Annotated in this window: 17 protein-coding genes; 2 read left to right on the top strand and 15 right to left on the bottom strand. The window is 42.8% G+C overall.

Annotated elements, in window-relative coordinates; all coding sequences use genetic code 11:
- Nucleotides 1-119: 119 nt before the first annotated feature.
- Nucleotides 120-548, bottom strand: a complete 429-nt coding sequence (locus UR08_RS12755) for an Ohr family peroxiredoxin (protein ID WP_115754056.1) — start codon at nucleotides 546-548, stop codon at nucleotides 120-122.
- 51 nt (nucleotides 549-599) lie between these two features.
- Nucleotides 600-1115 (bottom strand): hypothetical protein, encoded by a 516-nt coding sequence (locus tag UR08_RS12760; protein ID WP_115754057.1) that lies wholly within the window; start codon nucleotides 1113-1115, stop codon nucleotides 600-602.
- A 177-nt stretch (nucleotides 1116-1292) separates the two neighbouring features.
- Between UR08_RS12760 and UR08_RS12765 the strand changes: the two genes are divergently transcribed.
- On the top strand, nucleotides 1293-1781 hold the full coding sequence (locus UR08_RS12765) for a shikimate kinase (RefSeq protein ID WP_276309300.1): 489 nt from the start codon (nucleotides 1293-1295) through the stop codon (nucleotides 1779-1781).
- A gap of 71 nt (nucleotides 1782-1852) precedes the next feature.
- On the opposite strand, the gene rlmD is transcribed toward UR08_RS12765, so the two are convergent.
- The 10 genes from rlmD to UR08_RS12815 all read right to left on the bottom strand — a co-directional run bounded on the left by rlmD (nucleotide 1853) and on the right by UR08_RS12815 (nucleotide 14792).
- A complete protein-coding gene (gene rlmD, locus UR08_RS12770; RefSeq protein WP_115754059.1) occupies nucleotides 1853-3223 on the bottom strand; it encodes a 23S rRNA (uracil(1939)-C(5))-methyltransferase RlmD in 1371 nt (456 codons plus the stop codon).
- A gap of 80 nt (nucleotides 3224-3303) precedes the next feature.
- Nucleotides 3304-4059, bottom strand: a complete 756-nt coding sequence (locus tag UR08_RS12775) for a hypothetical protein (RefSeq protein ID WP_115754060.1) — start codon at nucleotides 4057-4059, stop codon at nucleotides 3304-3306.
- 147 nt (nucleotides 4060-4206) lie between these two features.
- Nucleotides 4207-5154: a diacylglycerol kinase gene (locus tag UR08_RS12780; RefSeq protein WP_115754061.1), complete on the bottom strand. Its 948-nt coding sequence runs from the start codon at nucleotides 5152-5154 to the stop codon at nucleotides 4207-4209.
- A gap of 137 nt (nucleotides 5155-5291) precedes the next feature.
- A complete protein-coding gene (gene gatB, locus UR08_RS12785; RefSeq protein WP_115754062.1) occupies nucleotides 5292-6722 on the bottom strand; it encodes an Asp-tRNA(Asn)/Glu-tRNA(Gln) amidotransferase subunit GatB in 1431 nt (476 codons plus the stop codon).
- A 15-nt stretch (nucleotides 6723-6737) separates the two neighbouring features.
- Nucleotides 6738-8189: an Asp-tRNA(Asn)/Glu-tRNA(Gln) amidotransferase subunit GatA gene (gene gatA, locus UR08_RS12790; protein ID WP_115754063.1), complete on the bottom strand. Its 1452-nt coding sequence runs from the start codon at nucleotides 8187-8189 to the stop codon at nucleotides 6738-6740.
- Nucleotides 8190-8224: 35 nt separating this feature from the next.
- On the bottom strand, nucleotides 8225-8518 hold the full coding sequence (gene gatC / locus UR08_RS12795; RefSeq protein ID WP_115754064.1) for an Asp-tRNA(Asn)/Glu-tRNA(Gln) amidotransferase subunit GatC: 294 nt from the start codon (nucleotides 8516-8518) through the stop codon (nucleotides 8225-8227).
- Nucleotides 8519-8721: 203 nt separating this feature from the next.
- Nucleotides 8722-9840 carry a CamS family sex pheromone protein gene (locus UR08_RS12800; RefSeq protein ID WP_115754065.1) on the bottom strand — a complete coding sequence of 373 codons (1119 nt, stop codon included), beginning with the start codon at nucleotides 9838-9840 and terminating at the stop codon, nucleotides 8722-8724.
- Between the two features lie 3 nt (nucleotides 9841-9843).
- The gene (ligA, locus tag UR08_RS12805; RefSeq protein WP_115754066.1) at nucleotides 9844-11853 is read right to left on the bottom strand and encodes an NAD-dependent DNA ligase LigA; all 2010 of its coding nucleotides are present in this window, start codon (nucleotides 11851-11853) and stop codon (nucleotides 9844-9846) included.
- A 23-nt stretch (nucleotides 11854-11876) separates the two neighbouring features.
- A complete protein-coding gene (gene pcrA, locus UR08_RS12810) occupies nucleotides 11877-14072 on the bottom strand; it encodes a DNA helicase PcrA (RefSeq protein ID WP_115754067.1) in 2196 nt (731 codons plus the stop codon).
- 54 nt (nucleotides 14073-14126) lie between these two features.
- Nucleotides 14127-14792, bottom strand: a complete 666-nt coding sequence (locus UR08_RS12815; RefSeq protein WP_115754068.1) for a geranylgeranylglyceryl/heptaprenylglyceryl phosphate synthase — start codon at nucleotides 14790-14792, stop codon at nucleotides 14127-14129.
- A 188-nt stretch (nucleotides 14793-14980) separates the two neighbouring features.
- Here UR08_RS12815 and UR08_RS12820 point away from each other — a divergent pair, with 188 nt between their 5' ends.
- Entirely contained in the window at nucleotides 14981-16324 is a 1344-nt protein-coding gene (locus UR08_RS12820) for a sodium-dependent transporter (protein ID WP_115754069.1), read from the top strand.
- 49 nt (nucleotides 16325-16373) lie between these two features.
- Here the strand turns inward: UR08_RS12820 and UR08_RS12825 are convergent, their stop codons facing one another.
- The 3 genes from UR08_RS12825 to purD all read right to left on the bottom strand — a co-directional run bounded on the left by UR08_RS12825 (nucleotide 16374) and on the right by purD (nucleotide 18325).
- Nucleotides 16374-16628, bottom strand: a complete 255-nt coding sequence (locus UR08_RS12825; RefSeq protein ID WP_115754070.1) for a hypothetical protein — start codon at nucleotides 16626-16628, stop codon at nucleotides 16374-16376.
- A 15-nt stretch (nucleotides 16629-16643) separates the two neighbouring features.
- The gene (locus tag UR08_RS12830; protein ID WP_115754071.1) at nucleotides 16644-16943 is read right to left on the bottom strand and encodes a YerC/YecD family TrpR-related protein; all 300 of its coding nucleotides are present in this window, start codon (nucleotides 16941-16943) and stop codon (nucleotides 16644-16646) included.
- Nucleotides 16944-17065: 122 nt separating this feature from the next.
- Entirely contained in the window at nucleotides 17066-18325 is a 1260-nt protein-coding gene (purD, locus tag UR08_RS12835; RefSeq protein WP_115754072.1) for a phosphoribosylamine--glycine ligase, read from the bottom strand.
- Between the last annotated feature and the right edge of the window lies 1 nt (nucleotide 18326).

Consider the following 18326-nt stretch of genomic DNA (forward strand, 5'->3'; position numbering starts at 1 on the left):
TGAAAATTACTCTTGTTCCTTATTGTACAATAACTCACGCCTAAAGAAAATAAGCTTATCGACCGATTTTCACAAAAAAAGAACCCGGGGCAAGAAACCCCAAGTTCTACTTCTTTCATTTATTCCGCAATACGCGTTTTAAGCTCCACTTCAATGTTGCCACGTGTGGCTTTCGAGTACGGACACATCTTGTGTGCTTCTTGCATCAAATGTTCCGCTTCTTCACGCGTTGCTTCCGTGATAAACCCTGTGATTTTCGCAGCAAGCTTGTAACCGCCGTCCGCATCATCATCTTCCATCGCAATTTCCACTGTAATTTCGGCCTTTGCTTTAGATTTATTTTTACGCGCAACCGATTGAAAAGCACTGCCAAAACAAGCCGCATAACCCATCGAGAACAACTCTTCCGGATTCGTGCCACCGCCGCCTTCGCCTTTAAACGCAACCGGTCTGCTTAGCTCAAATTCCAAATCACTGTTATTCGATGCCACCGTGCCCGCTCTACCGCCAACACCCGTTGCACTCGTTGTAAAATAAACTTTTCCCATTTGCCTCTCCTCCTCGTCTCGTATAAAGCACTTTACCCGAAGCCGTAGCCCTTAAAACGAAGCCGGCTGTTTTTCTTCAGGAAAAGGCGCCACATTTCCCACTTTTCCGCCAAACTCAGCGATGCAAAATTTGATTAACGCTTCCAGTTCCAAAAGATCAAGCTCACTATCATAAGCCGTAATATCCCAAGCAAGCTCCGGTTGCCCCTTAATTTCCGTATAAAGCATTAACCTACCATAACTAAAAAGTCGAACCTTCGGGCGTACTACTTTCGCCTCAAAAACCGCATCCCAAGGCTCAAAATCTCCGCGATAACCAATCCCCTCTCGACTAAGTTCAATCGTTGGCATCACATTGAGCAATCTAAAAAACGGGCGTAACACAAACATTGCGAGAAAAATTATCAAAATGATTTCCTCCGTTCCCGTAACCCCTTTCAAATGGCTAAATAGTAAATAAAGCAAAATACTCACGGCCAGTGACAACAAAACATTTGAAAAAACGAGTCGTTTGTTCACATAAAGTTTCACCTTGTCCCCAGCTAAAATCTTTGATTGCAAATTCATTATTTCTCCTCTCCAACATGCTTACTTTCATTGTACACCAAAAAAACGCGCTACAAAAGAGCCCTATCCAAAAAAGACTATTTACGCGCCAAACAATCTCGCAAACGACTTCATCCTATGATAAAATACCTTTAACTAGAGTAGTAACGAAGGGAGCGACTTCCAATTCAATCAATCATCCTAATTGGCTTTATGGCTTCAGGGAAAACAACTGTCGGTGAATTACTTGCCAAAAAAATGGGCATGCCCTTTGTCGACATCGACCGAGCCATTGAAGCCGAAGAACAAAAAAGCATCACAGCGATCTTTTCCGAATCTGGCGAACCTTACTTTCGTCAACTCGAACAGCAAAAACTTTCCGAATTCGAAAAAAGTGCTGCAGTCATTTCAACAGGAGGCGGCGTCATCACAACCGAAGCCACCCGCGCTTTTTTAAAGCAACATCCAGCCACAATTATTTATTTAAAAACAAGCCCAGCTACCTTTCTAAAACGACTAAAAGGCGACGAAACGAGGCCGCTTGCCAAAAATCAAACACCCGAAGAAATCGAGCAATTATTTCAGTCACGCGAAGCCCATTATGAAGCGGTCGCGAGTTTTAGTATCGAAACGGATTGTCTCAGCCCACTTGAGATCGTCTCTGAAATCCAAGCACTTTTAACCTAATACAAAAAAGCCGTTTTGGACGAATGACTGGATTCGTTCAAAACGGCTTTTCTAGTTCTGTCTTAATCTTTTTAATGGTCCACACGTTCAAGTGCCACGACATTTTCAATATGTGTCGTCATCGGAAACATATCAACAGGTTGAATACTCCCCGCTTGATAACCGCCGTCTTCCAAAATTCGCAAATCACGGGCAAGCGTGCTCGGCTCACAAGAAACATAAACAACGCGCTTCGGCTTCATCGCAAGAATCGTTTCAAGAAGCTTCTCATCGCAACCTTTACGAGGAGGATCCACAACGATCACATCTGCTTTAATACCTTCCTCATACCAGCGCGGAATCACTTCTTCCGCTTTCCCCGTCTCAAATACCGCATTATCTAGCTGATTCAGTTCCGCATTGCGCCGCGCATCTTGAATCGCCGCGTCAACAATTTCAACCCCATAAACTTTTTTCGCTTGCTTGGCAAGACAAAGTGAAATCGAACCAATACCACAATAAGCATCAATCACCGTTTCTTGCCCCGTTAGTCCTGCAGCTTCAAGCGCTTTCGCATATAACACTTCCGTCTGCTCCGGGTTTACCTGATAAAAACTTTTCGCCGAAATCGCAAATTGAATGCCGTGAATCGTGTCCGTGATCCGTTCTTTTCCGTCTAACACACGCGTTTTCTCCCCAAAAATCACATTGGTTTTATGCGGATTGACATTTTGCACCACAGAAGCGAGCCCATCAATTCGTTTTTTCAAAGCGTCAAGCACTTCTGCAAGAAACGGAAAGTCTTCCGTCCGCGTAATGAGAACGAGCATCAGTTCATTCGTTGAGCGACTGACACGCGTCATGATGTGGCGCAAGAACCCTTTGTGCCGAATTTCGTCATATGGCTCAATTTGAAAAAGTTCCATCACATCGCGCACCGCCCGAACAGCCTCGTCACTCCGCTCATCTTGAATCAAACAGGCATCCATATCAATAATATCATGAGTGCGTTTCTGATAAAATCCAGCCGCAATTCGCCCATCAATTGTGCCAACCGGAACCTGTGACTTATTGCGGTAGCGAAACGGATTTGCCATCCCAAGCACTGGCTTCACGCAAGCTTCAATTTTACCGATCCGGCGCATCACTTGCTCTACGCTATGGCGTTTAAATTCAAGCTGACCTGCATAAGATAAGTGTTGCAACTGACAGCCGCCGCATTTATCGTAAACCGGACAAGGTGGCTCCACCCGGTCCTTACTTGCTTCCTTTAACTCCATTAACCGACCAAATCCGAATTTCTTATTCAACTTCACAACTTTAATCTCTGCACGTTCCCCAACAAGCGTATTAGGAATAAACAGCGGATAACCATCCACTTTAGCAACGCCACTACCATCGTGCGTCAAATCTTCAATCCAAACATCCAGCAGCTGATTCTTCTTCAGTTGGCCCATTTCCAAAGCACTTCATCCTTCCTCATCTTTCCATTCCCATATTATAACGTAATCCGCATCAAAAAACAGGACATTTCGCCCTGTTTCTACTTCATCACATATTCAATTCCAATCGGTTCATCAATTTGTACCTCTTCTTCACTTTTAAAAATAAGCAAAGAATTTTTTTCTACCGTAAAGTTATAATGGAAAGTCTTCGCACGAGCTTCGATTTTTTTATAACCCGAGCTAAACGAGTCATCCAAAATTAGTTTTCCAGAAGAAACATTCATTTTAAGAATATCAACAGCATCCTTCGCAAGATCATCCGAATACTCAACTGGAAGTGTCGTTTCTACCGCTCGATTCGTATTTTTTTTCGTAAGTGAAATCAACTTGTTTGCCGATTTGATTTTTCTTTCCCCAGCTTTAATTCGGTAATTCGACAAGCCTTTATAACCGTGCTCCACTGGAAAAATATAACGTTCATTATTTAAATAATCCGCTACACGGTCTGCCTCGACTCGGAGCCGATATTTTTTCATTCCTTTAAAATCAGGATTTTCATCCGCCATTTGTTTGAGCAACTGCGCATCGTCCACTTCAATTTGCAAGTCGCCATCACCAACAATTTTCACCGATGTGCCTTTTTTCTGTGGCACAAAGTGGATATCGTTTGTAAGTGGAATTTCTGTCTTGGCATTCACCCAAGTTTTATTGCTTGTAATTAAATCTTCACTTGTTGCCGTTTTTTCGATTTCACCAGCTTGGACGTGCCAAAAAGCAAATGTAACCGCCCCCCCTAAAAGAAGTGCCGCAAAAGAAGCTCCTAGCATTCGTTTTATCGGTTTGGTTTTTTTCAAAACTTTTTACACCTACTTCCTTACCTTAGAACTCCCCCATTATAATGCTTTTTCAGAAATAATACAAACATATGACAAAAAAGACAACTATTTTACTAGACTTGTCCGTCATAAGTCCTGTTTCTTTACAAAAAGTCCAGAGGAAGATTACTCAGATAAGAGACTAGCTTTTTCATCTTGATCAAGGTCCGCAGCAGGAATAGATTCTACATCAGCAAAGAACTCAATATGTTGATTTAAATTTTCAAAGACCATCGGCGTTTCGCCACCTAATTCTCCATCTAAATTAATTAACATTTTTTGCTCAGAAGTCACCACTACTTTTTGCGATTTGACATAAATCACGTTAGGTTCCTTAATGTGATCACCGCGAAGGGCAAGCGTAACCAGTCGAATAAACTCAGGTAAATTGACTTTTTTCAAAATAATCAACGAAAATTTACCGTCATCTAACTTTGCATCAGGCGCTATTTTCTCGAAGCCCCCGATTGAATTGGTTAATCCGAGTAAGAAGCACATCGCTTCTCCTTCAAAAACTCCTTCGTCATATTCAATCCGCACTTTAGTCGCTTTAATCGAAGGTAACATTTCAATTCCTTTTAAATAATATGCAAGCTGACCAAGCATCGTTTTTAGTTTACTTGGGACATCATAAGTTAGCTCCGTAATCCGGCCACCACCGCCAATATTAATAAAGTAGGTGCCGTTTGCCTTTCCAATATCCATCGCAACTGAATCGCCTTTTGCAATTAGTTGCGTTGCTTTAATGACATCGCGAGGAACATGAAGTGCACGCGCAAAGTCATTTGTTGTTCCCGTCGGAATAATCCCTACTTTGGGCCTGTAATCTTGTTCCGCAATACCATTAATCACTTCATTAATGGTCCCATCTCCACCTGCAGCAACGACTAAATCATATCGTTCAGCAACCGCAAGTTTGGCTTCTCGCTCCGCATCTCCTGGTTCAGGCGTCGTTGCATGCGCAGAAGTCACATAGCCAGCATCTTCCAAAATCATCAGCACATTGGCTAAATTCTTTTTAATAATTTCCCGACCAGATGTCGGATTATAGATCACACGGGCTCTTTTCGCCATGTAGTTCATCCTCTCTTACAAAACAAAAATACGATTGCTCATTCAGCCGATTTTCTTCACACCAACAGTTTCATTATAGCAAAAAACAGCAGGTTTAAAAAGAAAAAGAAGGAAGCTAGTTGCCTCCTTCTTCCAGTTTAACGTTTGTTCATTTCTTCTAGTAAGATCTTATTCACCATCGGCGGATTCGCTTGCCCTTTTGTCGCTTTCATCACTTGACCGACAAGGAAACCTACAGCGCGATCTTTCCCGTTCTTATAGTCTTCAATCGACTGTGCGTTATTATCCAGGATACCCGAAATAATTTTACGCAACTCGCCTTCATCTGAAATTTGAACAAGTCCTTTCGCTTTCACAACTTCTTCAGCATCGCCACCATTTTGAGCGAGTTCACGGAAGACTTTTTTAGCGATCTTCGAAGAAATTGTTCCATTTTCAATCAACTTGACCATTCCAGCAAGGTTTTCCGGTGTAAGCCCTGTTTCATGAAGCTCTTTTTGTTCAGCATTCAAATATGCTGAAACTTCACCCATCAACCAGTTCGAGATTTGCTTCGCATCGGCTCCAAGTTTGATGGCAGCTTCAAAGAAATCAGACATTTCTTTTGTAAGCGTCAGAACCATCGCATCATAAGCAGGCAAGCCAAGCTCTTCTACATAACGTACGCGACGTTTATCTGGCAGCTCAGGAATTTCACTGCGAATGCGTTCCATCCAAGCTTCATCGATATACAAGTCAACAAGATCTGGTTCTGGGAAGTAACGGTAATCATCCGAACCTTCTTTAACACGCATCAACGTTGTTTTTCCAGTTGCTTCTTCAAAGCGACGCGTTTCTTGCTCGATGATTCCACCAGCCATTAGCACTTCCGCTTGGCGTTTTTCTTCATATTCAATGCCTTTACGAACGTTGTTAAAGGAGTTCAAATTCTTAAGCTCTGTTTTCACGCCAAATTCCTCTTGCCCAACTGGACGAATCGAAATGTTCGCGTCACAGCGCATCGAACCTTCTTCCATCTTCACATCAGAAACACCCGTATATTGAATGATCGATTTCAATTTTTCAAGATAAGCATACGCTTCCTCAGCCGAGCGAATATCCGGTTCAGAAACAATTTCAATAAGTGGCGTTCCTTGACGATTAATATCCACAAGCGAGTAGCCGTGTGACGTATGCGTATTTTTCCCAGCATCTTCCTCTAAGTGAAGACGCGTAATCCCAATTTTTCTTGTTTTGCCGCCTACTTCAATTTCAATCCAGCCATGTTCGCCGATTGGCTTATCAAATTGGGAAATTTGATAAGCTTTCGGATTATCTGGATAGAAATAGTTTTTACGGTCAAATTTGGTATGGCGGGCAATCTCACAGTTGATTGCCATTGCTGCTTTCATTCCAAATTCAACAGCACGCTTGTTAAGAACCGGAAGAACTCCTGGCATCCCTAAGTCTACAACCGTCGTATTCGTATTCGGTTCTGCCCCGAAATGTGCAGGAGCAGAAGAAAAGATCTTCGATTCAGTTTTCAGTTCAACGTGGACCTCAAGCCCAATTACCGTTTCAAAATTCATGTTCCAACCGCTCCTTTATAATGATGGTTTTTCGTTATGGAAAGTCGTTTCTTGTTCAAAAGCGTGTGCCGCGTTGTAGATTCGACCTTCCTCAAAGTGATTACCGATAATTTGTAAGCCGACAGGAAGACCTTCGCTAAATCCGCATGGAACAGAGATAGCTGGCAAGCCAGCCAAATTGATCGGAATCGTCAATAAGTCATTTTGATACATCGTGATCGGGTCGTGAATCATCCCATCAATATTAAATGCCGTTGTTGGCGTACTTGGGCCGATAATCACATCAAAGTCCGCGAACACCTTCTCAAAATCCTGTTTAATTAGCGTCCGAACTTGTTGCGCTTTCTTGTAATAAGCATCGTAGTAACCCGAACTTAGCGAGTAAGTCCCAAGCATAATCCGGCGCTTCACTTCATCGCCAAAACCTTCAGATCTTGTCAGTTTATAAAGCTCATCAAGCGTTTCTGCTTTTTCAGAACGGTACCCATAACGAACACCATCAAAGCGAGAAAGATTTGAGGAAGCTTCACTGGATGCAAGAATGTAGTAACTTGCAACGCCATATTCAGAGTGCGGCAAAGAAACCTCTTCCACCGTTGCACCCAATTTTTTAAACGTTTCAAGCGCTTCAAGCACCGCTTTTTTCACGCCTTCTTGAACGCCGTCGCCAAGATACTCTTTTGGCACACCGATTCTAAGACCTTTCACATCACCCGTCAAATACTTCGAAAAGTCTTCAACTGGTTTATCAATCGAAGTCGAGTCATTCTCATCTACGCCAGAAATTGCTTGTAGTAAATAGGCATTGTCTTCAACAGTACGCGTAATCGGACCAATTTGGTCAAGCGAAGAAGCAAATGCAATCAAGCCAAAACGTGAAACACGTCCATATGTAGGCTTCATTCCAACGACCCCACAAAAAGCAGCCGGTTGACGAATCGAGCCACCCGTATCCGATCCAAGTGAGAATAACACTTCAGAAGCCGCAACCGCAGCCGCGCTACCACCAGATGAGCCACCAGGAACTTTCGAAAGGTCCCACGGGTTATACGTTTTATGGAAATACGAAGTTTCCGTCGATGAACCCATCGCGAATTCATCCATATTCAGTTTCCCAATATTAATCGCTTGAGCCGCTTTCAATTTATGCATAACTGTCGCGTCATAAATCGGATCAAAATTATATAAAATTTTACTTGCCGCCGTTGTGCGCAAATTGTTCGTCACAATATTGTCTTTAATCCCGATCGGAAGACCAGCGAGCATATTGTTCGGATCAATTCCAGCGTCAGCCATTTCCTCTGCAACATCAAAAGCTGTTTCTTTATTTAAAGTAATAAAAGCGCCGACTTTATCTTCGACAGCTTCAATTCGGTCAAAAGATTCTTTCACCAGATCAAATGGGGAAATTTCTTTTTTCACGAGCAAGTCGTGTAAGTTTTTCACTGAATGATCAAAGTATCCCAAAATAAATTCCCTCCTAAATGAATCCATTCATTAATTTATTCTTCAATAATAGTCGGTACCTTAAACATACCGTCTTGCGTATCAGGAGCATTGCGTAAAACCTTTTCGCGTTTCAATCCCGGTTTCGCTACATCTTCGCGCAACACATTCGAGACTTCAATCGCATGTGAAGTTGGTTCCACGTTTTGCGTATCGAGTTCATTTAGTTTTTCAACCATTTCAATGATTTTATCAAGCTGCGTGGCAAAAGCCCCCGCTTCCTCATTAGAAACTTCAAGTTTCGCCAAATTTGCGACCTTCAAAACCGTGTCTTCAGAAATATTCGTCAAGATGTCATCCTCCTTTTCCAGTTTTTCCACCAATGCTAAAATTATATCACAACTTACTCCCACTTGCGATACGAAAAACGGCAAGAAACAAAAGAAAGCGTTACACTAAAATTATTTCCTCTTGCTATAAATACGCCAAGAAGGATTGTAAATCTTCACAAACAAAAACTGGTTAGCGCTCCCGCTAACCAGTTTTAATGCCATCAATCATAAATATGTGCAGTCGCCGCTTTATCACTTGGACTTCTCGTAATAAGAGCCGCTGGACCATCCGTTGTTGAGATATTGACTTGAATATCTGCACCGCCTGGTAAATGCTTACCAACAAGGTCTGTAATATATTGCGTGAAGCCAATAATTTCAGCTTGTCCATAGAATTGCAGCGGAATATCAACATCCAGTTCAGCCATTTCACCATTTTCATAGCGAGCACGCCCAACAACGCCAGTGAAGTTTGGATAATAAGATTCGATATCAGCTTTGAAGTTTAGGAAATTATCATTATCCGATTTATGATCGCTGTTTGCCTCTGTCGAAGGCAAGACATAATTCTTTTCTTTGATCGTTTTAAAATTCGACAAGCTTGCGCCGTCAGCCGTTGCATAAGCCATATAATTGCCTGGTGCTACAGCATCACGCTTCCCTTGCTTATAAATTGCAATCGTAACTGGAACATTTTCAAGACCTTTTGTTTTACGAATTCGTTCTAAAACGGCTTGTGCCATCGTTTTCCCTTGCTCAAGCAAAGTAGAATCGCTAATTCCCTGTTCAAAAGTATCGCCGTATTTTTCTTTTTGATAGTAATCAACCGAGTTCATTGCAAGCGCGATCGAAACCCCACCAAGCGATACACTATCCTTATCCGTTTGTTTCAAATAATCTTGTTCTAAAATATGCGCTAAATAAATCGGATTTCGATCATCCCCAAAGCCATTATCGACAGGGTTCAATCCTTCTTTATTCTTATCACTTTTTCGACCAAGCCAAGAAGTAAGCGTTTCTTTATCGAGATATTGACCTTCTTGGAAAAGATATTCATCTGGGGAATATTCTTCTTGTGAAACCCGCATCAAGCCCGTTTCCAATTGATTGATGTCATAGCGCGAATAAATATTCGAAACGACAAGACCACGTGACTTACTTGCTTTATAAGGTAACACTGTCTTGTAATAATTAGACGAAATCTGATTTTTGGTCATAATACCAGTTTCGCTTTTTTTCTTTTCGCCTTTTTGTACAACCTCTTCATCAGAAGAAAGCTTCGGCGCACATCCTGCCAAAACGAGCAGTAAACTTGCGATGACTATTAAAAGTTTTTTCATTGATTAAATTTCACCCTCATCCGGTAAGTATTCCATAAGGTCAAGTTCCGACCAGACAGGAATGCCGAGTTCCTCTGCTTTTGTAAGCTTCGAACCTGCATCACTACCTGCAACAACAACATCTGTTTTCTTGCTGACACTTCCTGAAACATTGCCGCCAAGTTTTTCAATTAGCGCCTTCGCATCATTTCGCGTCATCTGTTCCAATTTCCCAGTTAAAACAACCGTTTTCCCAGCGAATACTAAATCTTCTTCTGGAATATCTTCTCGCCGTGGTCCCGTATAAGTCATATTGACGCCAGCACGTTCAAGTTCAGAAAGCAGGGCATGGACTTCTTCATTTTCAAAATAAGTCACAAGGCTATCTGCCATCTTTTCACCGATATCAGCCGTTTCCGTAAGCGTTTCTTTATCAGCCGCACGAAGCGCGTCCATCGTTTCAAACTTTAATGCAAGCGTTCGAGCAGCTTTTTCACCCACATGACGAATCCCAAGCCCAAACAAAAGCCTTTCCAGCGAATTCGATTTACTATTTTCAATCGATTGAAGCAAATTCGAAACAGATTTTTCTCCCATTCGTTCTAATTCTAACAGTTTTTCCCTCGATAGGAAATACAAATCTGCGACGTCGTGAATCAACTGATGAGAAAACAGCTGCACGACAACCTTTTCACCGAGTCCATCAATATTCATCGCATTCCGCGAAACAAAGTGAATCAATCCCTCTTTAATTTGAGCAGGACACTTTGGATTAATACAACGCAGAGCTACTTCTTCCTCTAATCGAACCAGTTCACTTCCGCAAGCGGGACAAGTTTCAGGCATATGGAAAGTGACTTCATTCCCCGTTCGTTTTTCCGGAATACTTCGAATGACTTCTGGGATGATGTCGCCTGCTTTTTTCACAACGACCGTATCGCCCACGCGAATATCTTTTTCATGAATCAAATCCTCGTTATGAAGCGAAGCTCGGCTAACCGTTGTCCCCGCAAGCTGCACTGGATCTAAAACAGCAGTTGGGGTCACCACTCCCGTTCGTCCAACGTTTAACTCAATCTTTTCGAGTTTCGTTTCCGCTTCTTCTGCAGGAAACTTATAAGCGATCGACCAGCGCGGCGTCTTGATACGCGCTCCCATCTCTTCTTGTTGAGCGAGGTCATTTAGTTTGATAACAATACCGTCAATATCATAGTCAAGTGACTCCCGTTTTTGCGTCCATTCCTCAATGTAAGCAAAAACCTCGTCCATCGTTTTGCATACTCGGCGTTCCTTGTTTGTTCTAAGTCCTAGCTCACCCAACTTGTCCAGCCCATCACTATGACGCAAGACACCCATCTCACCAAAATCAGCTACCGCGTAAAGAAAAATATCCAAATTTCTCGAAGCTGCAATTTTAGTATCCAGCTGTCTAAGCGATCCAGCAGCTGCATTTCGAGGATTGGCAAATTCTGGAAGCCCGTCTTCTTCTCGTTTTTCATTTAACTTCACAAAAGAACGCTTCGGCATATACGCTTCGCCGCGCACTTCGATGGAAAAAGGCTCTTTAAGCTTCATCGGAATCGAGCGAATCGTGCGCAAGTTAGCCGTAATATCTTCCCCAACAGAACCATCACCACGCGTCGCACCGCGCTTGTAATGTCCATTTTCATACTCAAGAGAAACTGCGAGCCCATCAATTTTGAGCTCACACATATATTCCCGATCTTCTCCTACTTTTTCACGAACCCGCCGGTCAAAATCAAGCAAATCTTGTTCGTTAAACGCATTCGCCAAGCTGAGCATAGGAATCTTGTGCTCTACTTTTTCAAAGCCTTCCAAAACTTCGCCACCAACGCGCTGAGAAGGCGACTCGTTCGTGACCCAATCCGGGTGCTTTGCTTCAAGCTGCAATAGTTCCTGCATCAACTTATCATATTCCGCATCCTCAACCGTCGGATTATCCATTACATAATACTCATAGCTATATTCATCCAAAATACGAATGATATCTTCATAGCGTTTTTTTTCATCCATTTTCAAGGTCCACCCATTTCTTACTAGACTTTTTCAATCGGCGCAAATTCAGCAAGCAGCCGTTTAATACCAACTGGACTTTCAAAAGCAATATCTAACTCCATATTGCTTCCCTCGCCTTTCACGCTAACAACCGTTCCTGTCCCCCACTTCTTGTGCTTCGCTTTATCCCCAACATTCCAGCCAAGGTTAGCCGCACCAGAGCTCTTATAAACAGAAGTTGTCCGTCTCTCAGGTGTTCGTTTAAATGGCATTTCTTTTAATTTATTTTCATGACCCAGTTCAAGCAAGTCTTGTGGGATTTCCCCGATAAAGCGCGACTCCGCATTTGCCGTGCTTCGTCCAAAAAGCATCCGCGAATAAGCGCTCGTTAAATATAATTCTTCTTCGGCACGCGTGATCCCCACATAGGCTAGTCGCCTTTCCTCTTCCATTTCGTCTTCTTCAAACAGCGCACGAGAATGGGGGAAGATCCCTTCTTCCATCCCGACTAAAAAGACAACTGGAAACTCCAGTCCTTTCGCCGAGTGAAGCGTCATCAGTGTTACTGCACCGCTATTTTCATCTTCCGCATTATCAAGCTGATCGACATCTGCTACAAGAGCTAAGTCCGTTAAAAAGGCGATCAGTGACTTATCTTCGCTTTCCTTTTCAAAGTTTTGCGTGACCGACATAAACTCATCAATATTTTCAAGCCGCGTTTGCGCTTCAATCGTTCGTTCATTTTTCAGCATCGTCCGGTAGCCCGTTTTTTCGAGCACCTCTTCAACGAGTTCCGTCACCGATAAATAATCTTGCATTTTCGTAAAACCTTTGACAAGATCATAAAACTCGACTAATTGTTTACTAATTTTAGCAGAAAGCCCTGCAAGTTCAATTCGTTCAAGCACTTCAAAATAAGTTAAATCATAAGCCGTAGCAGTTTGTGCAATCTTATCAAGCGATCCAGCGCCGACACCACGTTTTGGTACATTGACAATTCGCGTCAAACTGATGTCATCATCATTATTCGAAATCAAGCGCAAATACGCTAAAATATCTTTAATTTCTTTTCGGTCATAGAACTTTGTTCCGCCAACCATCGTATACGCCATGCTTGACTTCATGAAAAATTCTTCCATCACCCGCGACTGCGCATTGGTCCGGTAAAGCACCGCAAAATCAGACAGCGGTCTAGATTCATTTTGCACTTCCTCTTGAATCTTACTAACGACATACGAAGCCTCTTCTTTTTCCGTTAACGCTTTGTGGTAAAAGATCTTCTTACCTTCTTGATTTTTCGTCCACAATTTTTTAGGCTTCCGGTTGCCATTATTTTCAATCACACGGTTAGCCGCTTCTAAAATCCGCTGTGTCGAACGATAATTTTCCTCTAATAAAATCGTTTTCGCATCCGGATAATCCTTTTCAAACGAAAGAATATTCGAAATGTCCGCACCACGCCAACCATAAATCGACTGATCCGAATCCCCCACCACGCAAATGTTTTGAAGCCGCTCAGCAAGCATCTTCACAAGCAAATATTGCGCGTGGTTCGTATCTTGATACTCATCCACATGAATATACTGAAACTTACGTCCATAATAATCAAGCACTTCTGGTACCCGTTCAAAGAGCTGAATCGTCACCATGATCAAGTCATCAAAATCAAGCGCTTGATTTTTCTTCAGTTTCTTTTCATAAGCCTCATAAACCTCGGCCACCATATTGTCGTAATAGCCACTTGCTTCCTTCTTGTACTCTTTTGCCGTCATCAGTTCATTTTTGGCATTACTGATCGAAGCTAGAATGCCGCGCGGCTCAAACTTTTTCGCATCAATATTCTTATCCTTCAAAATACCTTTAATCACCGAAAGCTGATCGCCGCTATCCAAAATCGTAAAGTTTCGTTCATAACCAATCCGGTCGATATCCCGCCGCAAAATCCGCACGCACATCGAGTGAAACGTCGAAATCCAAATCGATTCCGCAACACCACCAAGCAAGCCAACAATCCTTGCTTTCATTTCCCGCGCCGCTTTATTCGTAAACGTAATCGCCAAAATATTATACGGGTTCACGCCTCTTTCCTTAATCAAATAAGCAATCCGGTGCGTCAAAACCCGTGTCTTCCCACTTCCGGCTCCCGCCATAATCAAAAGCGGACCTTCCGTTGTTTCAACCGCTCTTTTTTGTTCCGGATTCAAACCCGCCACTAACTGCTCACTTTCTAATTGCATCTTTTCCACCACCATACAAACATTTGTTCTTTATTTTATCATATTTCGATTCATTTACCTAGTGATTTCTGCCGTTTTCAAAGCCTCACTAAAATTTTCATAAATTAAATTTCCCACCACGATCACATCCGCAAATTCCGCCATAAACCGTGCATCACGAACCGAACGAATTCCGCCGCCATACCAGAGTTCCGTTTCCTGCAGCTTGCCCTTCACGTACCTAACAAGCGAAGCATCGCCAAGTTTCCCGCTATATTCCAAATAAAACACCGGTAAATGCAAGAAGCGCTCCGCGAGTTCGGCATACGCCGCCACATCTTCCTTTAAAAGCGCTACGTTCGCCTTAGTCAACTGAGCCACCTTCGCCTCGCCGTTTAAAACCATGTACCCAACAGGCTGAATCTGCTTAAACGGCACATGCGGAGAAAACCGTTTGAGTGCCTCGCTAAACTGACCCACGATAAAGTTGCTATCTGGAGAATTTAAAACCAGCGGAACCAAAAATTGATCCGCAAACGGAAGCACCATTTGAGTATGACTCAACTCCAAAAAAAGCGCCTTATCCGTTCCCATAAAGCGTTCATAACAAAAAGCTGCATTTTCAGCCGTCACATGATCCGTACCACCAATAATAAACCCATCCGTATCGCTATTTAGCAAAGCCTCGACCTCTGGATCTGAGAGAACCTTCGCAGGATCAACTTTAAAAAAATGTCTCATTCTGGAACGTCTCCTTCACCTTTCAGTCATCAATAATTTATTATAGCATTAGTTCCAACTATCTTCATCCTTTCCAGAAACAATTTAACTTTTTTTGTACTTTTTAAAAGTTTTTAAAAAATGCCTTTTCTAAGTTTTCATTTTTTGATATGATAGAAAGTACTTTAACTAGATAAAGGAGGAATAGTATGGAAAAAAGGGAAACATGGGGTTCCAAACTCGGATTTATTTTAGCTTCTGCCGGCTCGGCAATAGGGATTGGAGCGATCTGGAAACTCCCGTATGTAGCCGCTACAGCAGGAGGAGGCTCCTTTTTCATCCTCTTCCTTCTACTAACGGTGTTTATCGTTTTACCCGTGTTAATTTCGGAATTCATTATCGGACGAAGCTCGAAAGCAGATGCGATCACAGCCTACAAAAAACTAGCGCCTGGAACCAAATGGAACTGGCTCGGAAAAATGGGCGTGGCTGGTGCGAGCATCTTGTTTTCTTTTTATAGCGTTGTCGGAGGCTGGATCATTACCTATCTAATCAAAGCGTTTTCGCTCTCACTAAGCGGCCTTTCACAACCCGAATTGCTTGAAGAATTTGGAAAAACGACTGCAAACCCTTATATTTCGATTCTTGCAACGTTCACTTTTATTGCCCTCAATGTTTTTGTTATCCGTCGTGGAATTGTCTCAGGAATCGAAAAAATGAATAAATTCATGATGCCCGCTTTATTCATTTTATTTGTTGTTTTGATCATTCGCTCGCTAACACTTGACGGAGCCATGGCAGGCGTTGAATTTTTCTTAAAACCTGATTTTGGTGCTATCACCGGTCACACCGTCTTGATTGCACTTGGACAAGCTTTCTTCTCTTTAAGCGTTGGCTTATCCGTTATGGTAACGTATAGTTCTTACCTAAGCCGATCCGTTAGCTTGCCACAATCAGCCACATCTGTTGCCTTAATGAACCTTGGCGTCTCACTTCTAGCAGGGCTAGCCATTTTCCCAGCAACCTTTGCACTCGATATCAAACCAGATGCAGGACCCGGGCTTTTGTTTGTGATTCTTCCCTCGATTTTCAGTCAACTGCCGTTTGGAACCTTTTTCTTCATCATCTTTTTGATTTTGTTTCTGTTCGCGGCACTCACATCAAGCTTTTCACTACTCGAAGTAACCGTCGCACCACTTATGGCACAAGGAACGTCCCGCAAGAAAGCGAGCACCTTGACAGGCCTTGTCATTATGCTCCTTGCCATCCCGTCAGCCCTTAGTTTTGGTGTATTCGCTAACATCCACATTTTCGGGCTAACCTTTTTTGACCTTGCCGACTATCTTGTTTCCAACCTTCTGCTTCCAATCGGAGCGCTACTCATCTCGATTTTCGTTGGCTTCAGAATGCCGCGCAAACTCCTTCTCGAAGAGTTCCAAGCCGGAAGCAAAATCAGCTACAAAATCTTTATCATCTGGTTGTTCCTAATCAAATTCATTGCCCCAATCGGCATCCTATTTGTCTTCTTATACGCAACCGGAATCCTCAAATAACCCAAAAAAGGTTCTGAAACGAAAATTCGTTTCAGAACCTTTTTCAAATTCAAAGTGCCATCACAATTAAACTTGTAAGACAAATCGCAAATCCCGAAAGACCGATCGCTGTCCCAACAAAACTTTTTGCGCGTAAATTGATAAAAGAAATCGCCAAAAAGCCAATAATGAATACCCAGTGCCACAGGACACTAAAAGTGAGCGGCTCGCGCATAATCACCATATTTCCGATCATAAAAAGAGCAGCGACACCCAAAAAAGCAGCAATCAAGAGTCGTAAGCCTCGAAATGGTTTCTGTTCCAAAAAAAAGCCTCCCTGTTACTTCTCTTCTTGTTTCATGCGTTCAAAAACTTTGCCGTACATGTCATTCCCATAATTCAGTGAACGCTTCACACGAGAAATCGTCGCCGTACTTGCTCCCGTTTCTGCTTCAATCACATTATACGTCTTTCCTTCTGAAAGCATCTTCGCTACTTGAAAGCGTTGTGCCATGGACTGAATTTCATTAACCGTACAAACATCATCAAAAAAGGCATAGCATTCTTCAAGCGTCTCAAGCTTTAAAACTCCTTGAAAAAACGCATCCAGACCTTCCCCTCGAATTTTCTCTATTTGCATACGAAAACCTCCGTTTTTAGTGTTTATACTCTATACTTTCATATTTTAACGTACCAACGCGTAAAAAACAATTGTTTCGAAAAAAAGAGACCCAGCCAAACTGCTAAATCTCTCTTTTCATCTTACTCCGCCTTTGAACCAATGTCAATTCGGTAAAAGAAGTTCGGGTTATCCAATTTTTTCATTTCCTCATACAACATAAGCCTTGCTTCTTGCATTGATTCGGCTTCCGTTTCAAGCAAGAGAATTCTTCCACCCGCAGAAACAAGTGTTTCCTCTTGCCACTTCGTTCCCGCGTGATAAACATGAACAGTTTCCGTTAAATTCTCTAGCCCAGTAAGTTCATGCCCCGTCTCGTAATGATCTGGATAGCCCGCACTTGCGAGAACAATCCCAAGTGTAACCCCAGACGTTTTAAAGCGAACATCTGGCTTTTCATTATTTAACAGCTTTTGAATCACTTCCGCAAAGTCACTTTCAAGCCGCGGCAATACCACTTGTGTTTCTGGATCTCCGAAGCGTGCATTAAATTCAATCACTTTTGGCCCCGAATTCGTTGCAATCAGTCCGGCATAAAGCACGCCACGAAAAGCACGACCTTCTGCTACAAGCCCACGCGCAGCTGGTTTCAAAATTGCTTCAACTGCTTCTTGCACGAGCTTTTCAGAAATTTGCGGAACAGGCGAATAAGCACCCATACCGCCCGTATTTGGCCCCTTATCTCCATCATAAGCGCGCTTGTGATCTTGAGCGATTTCCATCGGGTAAACTTCTTCTCCGTTCACAAAAGCCATCAACGAAAATTCTTCCCCTTCCAAGAATTCCTCCAAGATAACTTTTTCCGCTGCCGAACCAAACTTATCTTCAAGCATCATTTCCTTGAGCGCAAGCGTAGCTTCTTCAAGCGTCATCGCGACCGCCACTCCTTTTCCAGCAGCAAGCCCGTCCGCTTTAATAACAATCGGTGCTCCTTGCTCGTCCAAGTAGGCTTTTGCCGCATCATATTCCGTAAAAGTCTTAGAAGCTGCCGTTTGAATCTGGTATTTTTTCATAAACGATTTCGCAAAATCCTTACTTCCTTCGATTAAAGCTGCTTCTTTTCTCGGGCCAAAAGCTTGTAATCCAGCCGCCTCGAAATCATCCACAACCCCTAAAAGAAGTGGAACTTCCGGACCCACAATAGAAAAATCAACCTGTTCCGCTTTCGCAAAAGCGATCAAATTTTCCGAGTCCGTTTCCGGAACTTTCACGCACTGAATGCCATCCGCTTCCATCCCCGCGTTTCCCGGCGCACAAAAAACCGTCTCCACTTGATCAGATTCTAACAACTTTTTAGCAACCGCATGTTCCCGGCCGCCGCCTCCAATAACCAAGACTTTCATT

It is taken from the genome of Listeria kieliensis, assembly GCF_003369925.1.
Lineage (GTDB): Bacteria > Bacillota > Bacilli > Lactobacillales > Listeriaceae > Listeria > Listeria kieliensis_A.

Coding starts and splice junctions, on each gene's coding strand:
- UR08_RS12755 (WP_115754056.1), bottom strand. CDS start 548: ATGGGAAAAGTTTATTTTACAACGAGTGCAACGGGTGTTGGCGGTAGA.
- UR08_RS12760 (WP_115754057.1), bottom strand. CDS start 1,115: ATGAATTTGCAATCAAAGATTTTAGCTGGGGACAAGGTGAAACTTTAT.
- UR08_RS12780 (WP_115754061.1), bottom strand. CDS start 5,154: ATGGCGAAAAGAGCCCGTGTGATCTATAATCCGACATCTGGTCGGGAA.
- gatB (WP_115754062.1), bottom strand. CDS start 6,722: ATGAATTTTGAAACGGTAATTGGGCTTGAGGTCCACGTTGAACTGAAA.
- UR08_RS12800 (WP_115754065.1), bottom strand. CDS start 9,840: ATGAAAAAACTTTTAATAGTCATCGCAAGTTTACTGCTCGTTTTGGCA.
- ligA (WP_115754066.1), bottom strand. CDS start 11,853: ATGGATGAAAAAAAACGCTATGAAGATATCATTCGTATTTTGGATGAA.
- pcrA (WP_115754067.1), bottom strand. CDS start 14,072: ATGCAATTAGAAAGTGAGCAGTTAGTGGCGGGTTTGAATCCGGAACAA.
- UR08_RS12815 (WP_115754068.1), bottom strand. CDS start 14,792: ATGAGACATTTTTTTAAAGTTGATCCTGCGAAGGTTCTCTCAGATCCA.
- UR08_RS12820 (WP_115754069.1), top strand. CDS start 14,981: ATGGAAAAAAGGGAAACATGGGGTTCCAAACTCGGATTTATTTTAGCT.
- UR08_RS12830 (WP_115754071.1), bottom strand. CDS start 16,943: ATGCAAATAGAGAAAATTCGAGGGGAAGGTCTGGATGCGTTTTTTCAA.
- purD (WP_115754072.1), bottom strand. CDS start 18,325: ATGAAAGTCTTGGTTATTGGAGGCGGCGGCCGGGAACATGCGGTTGCT.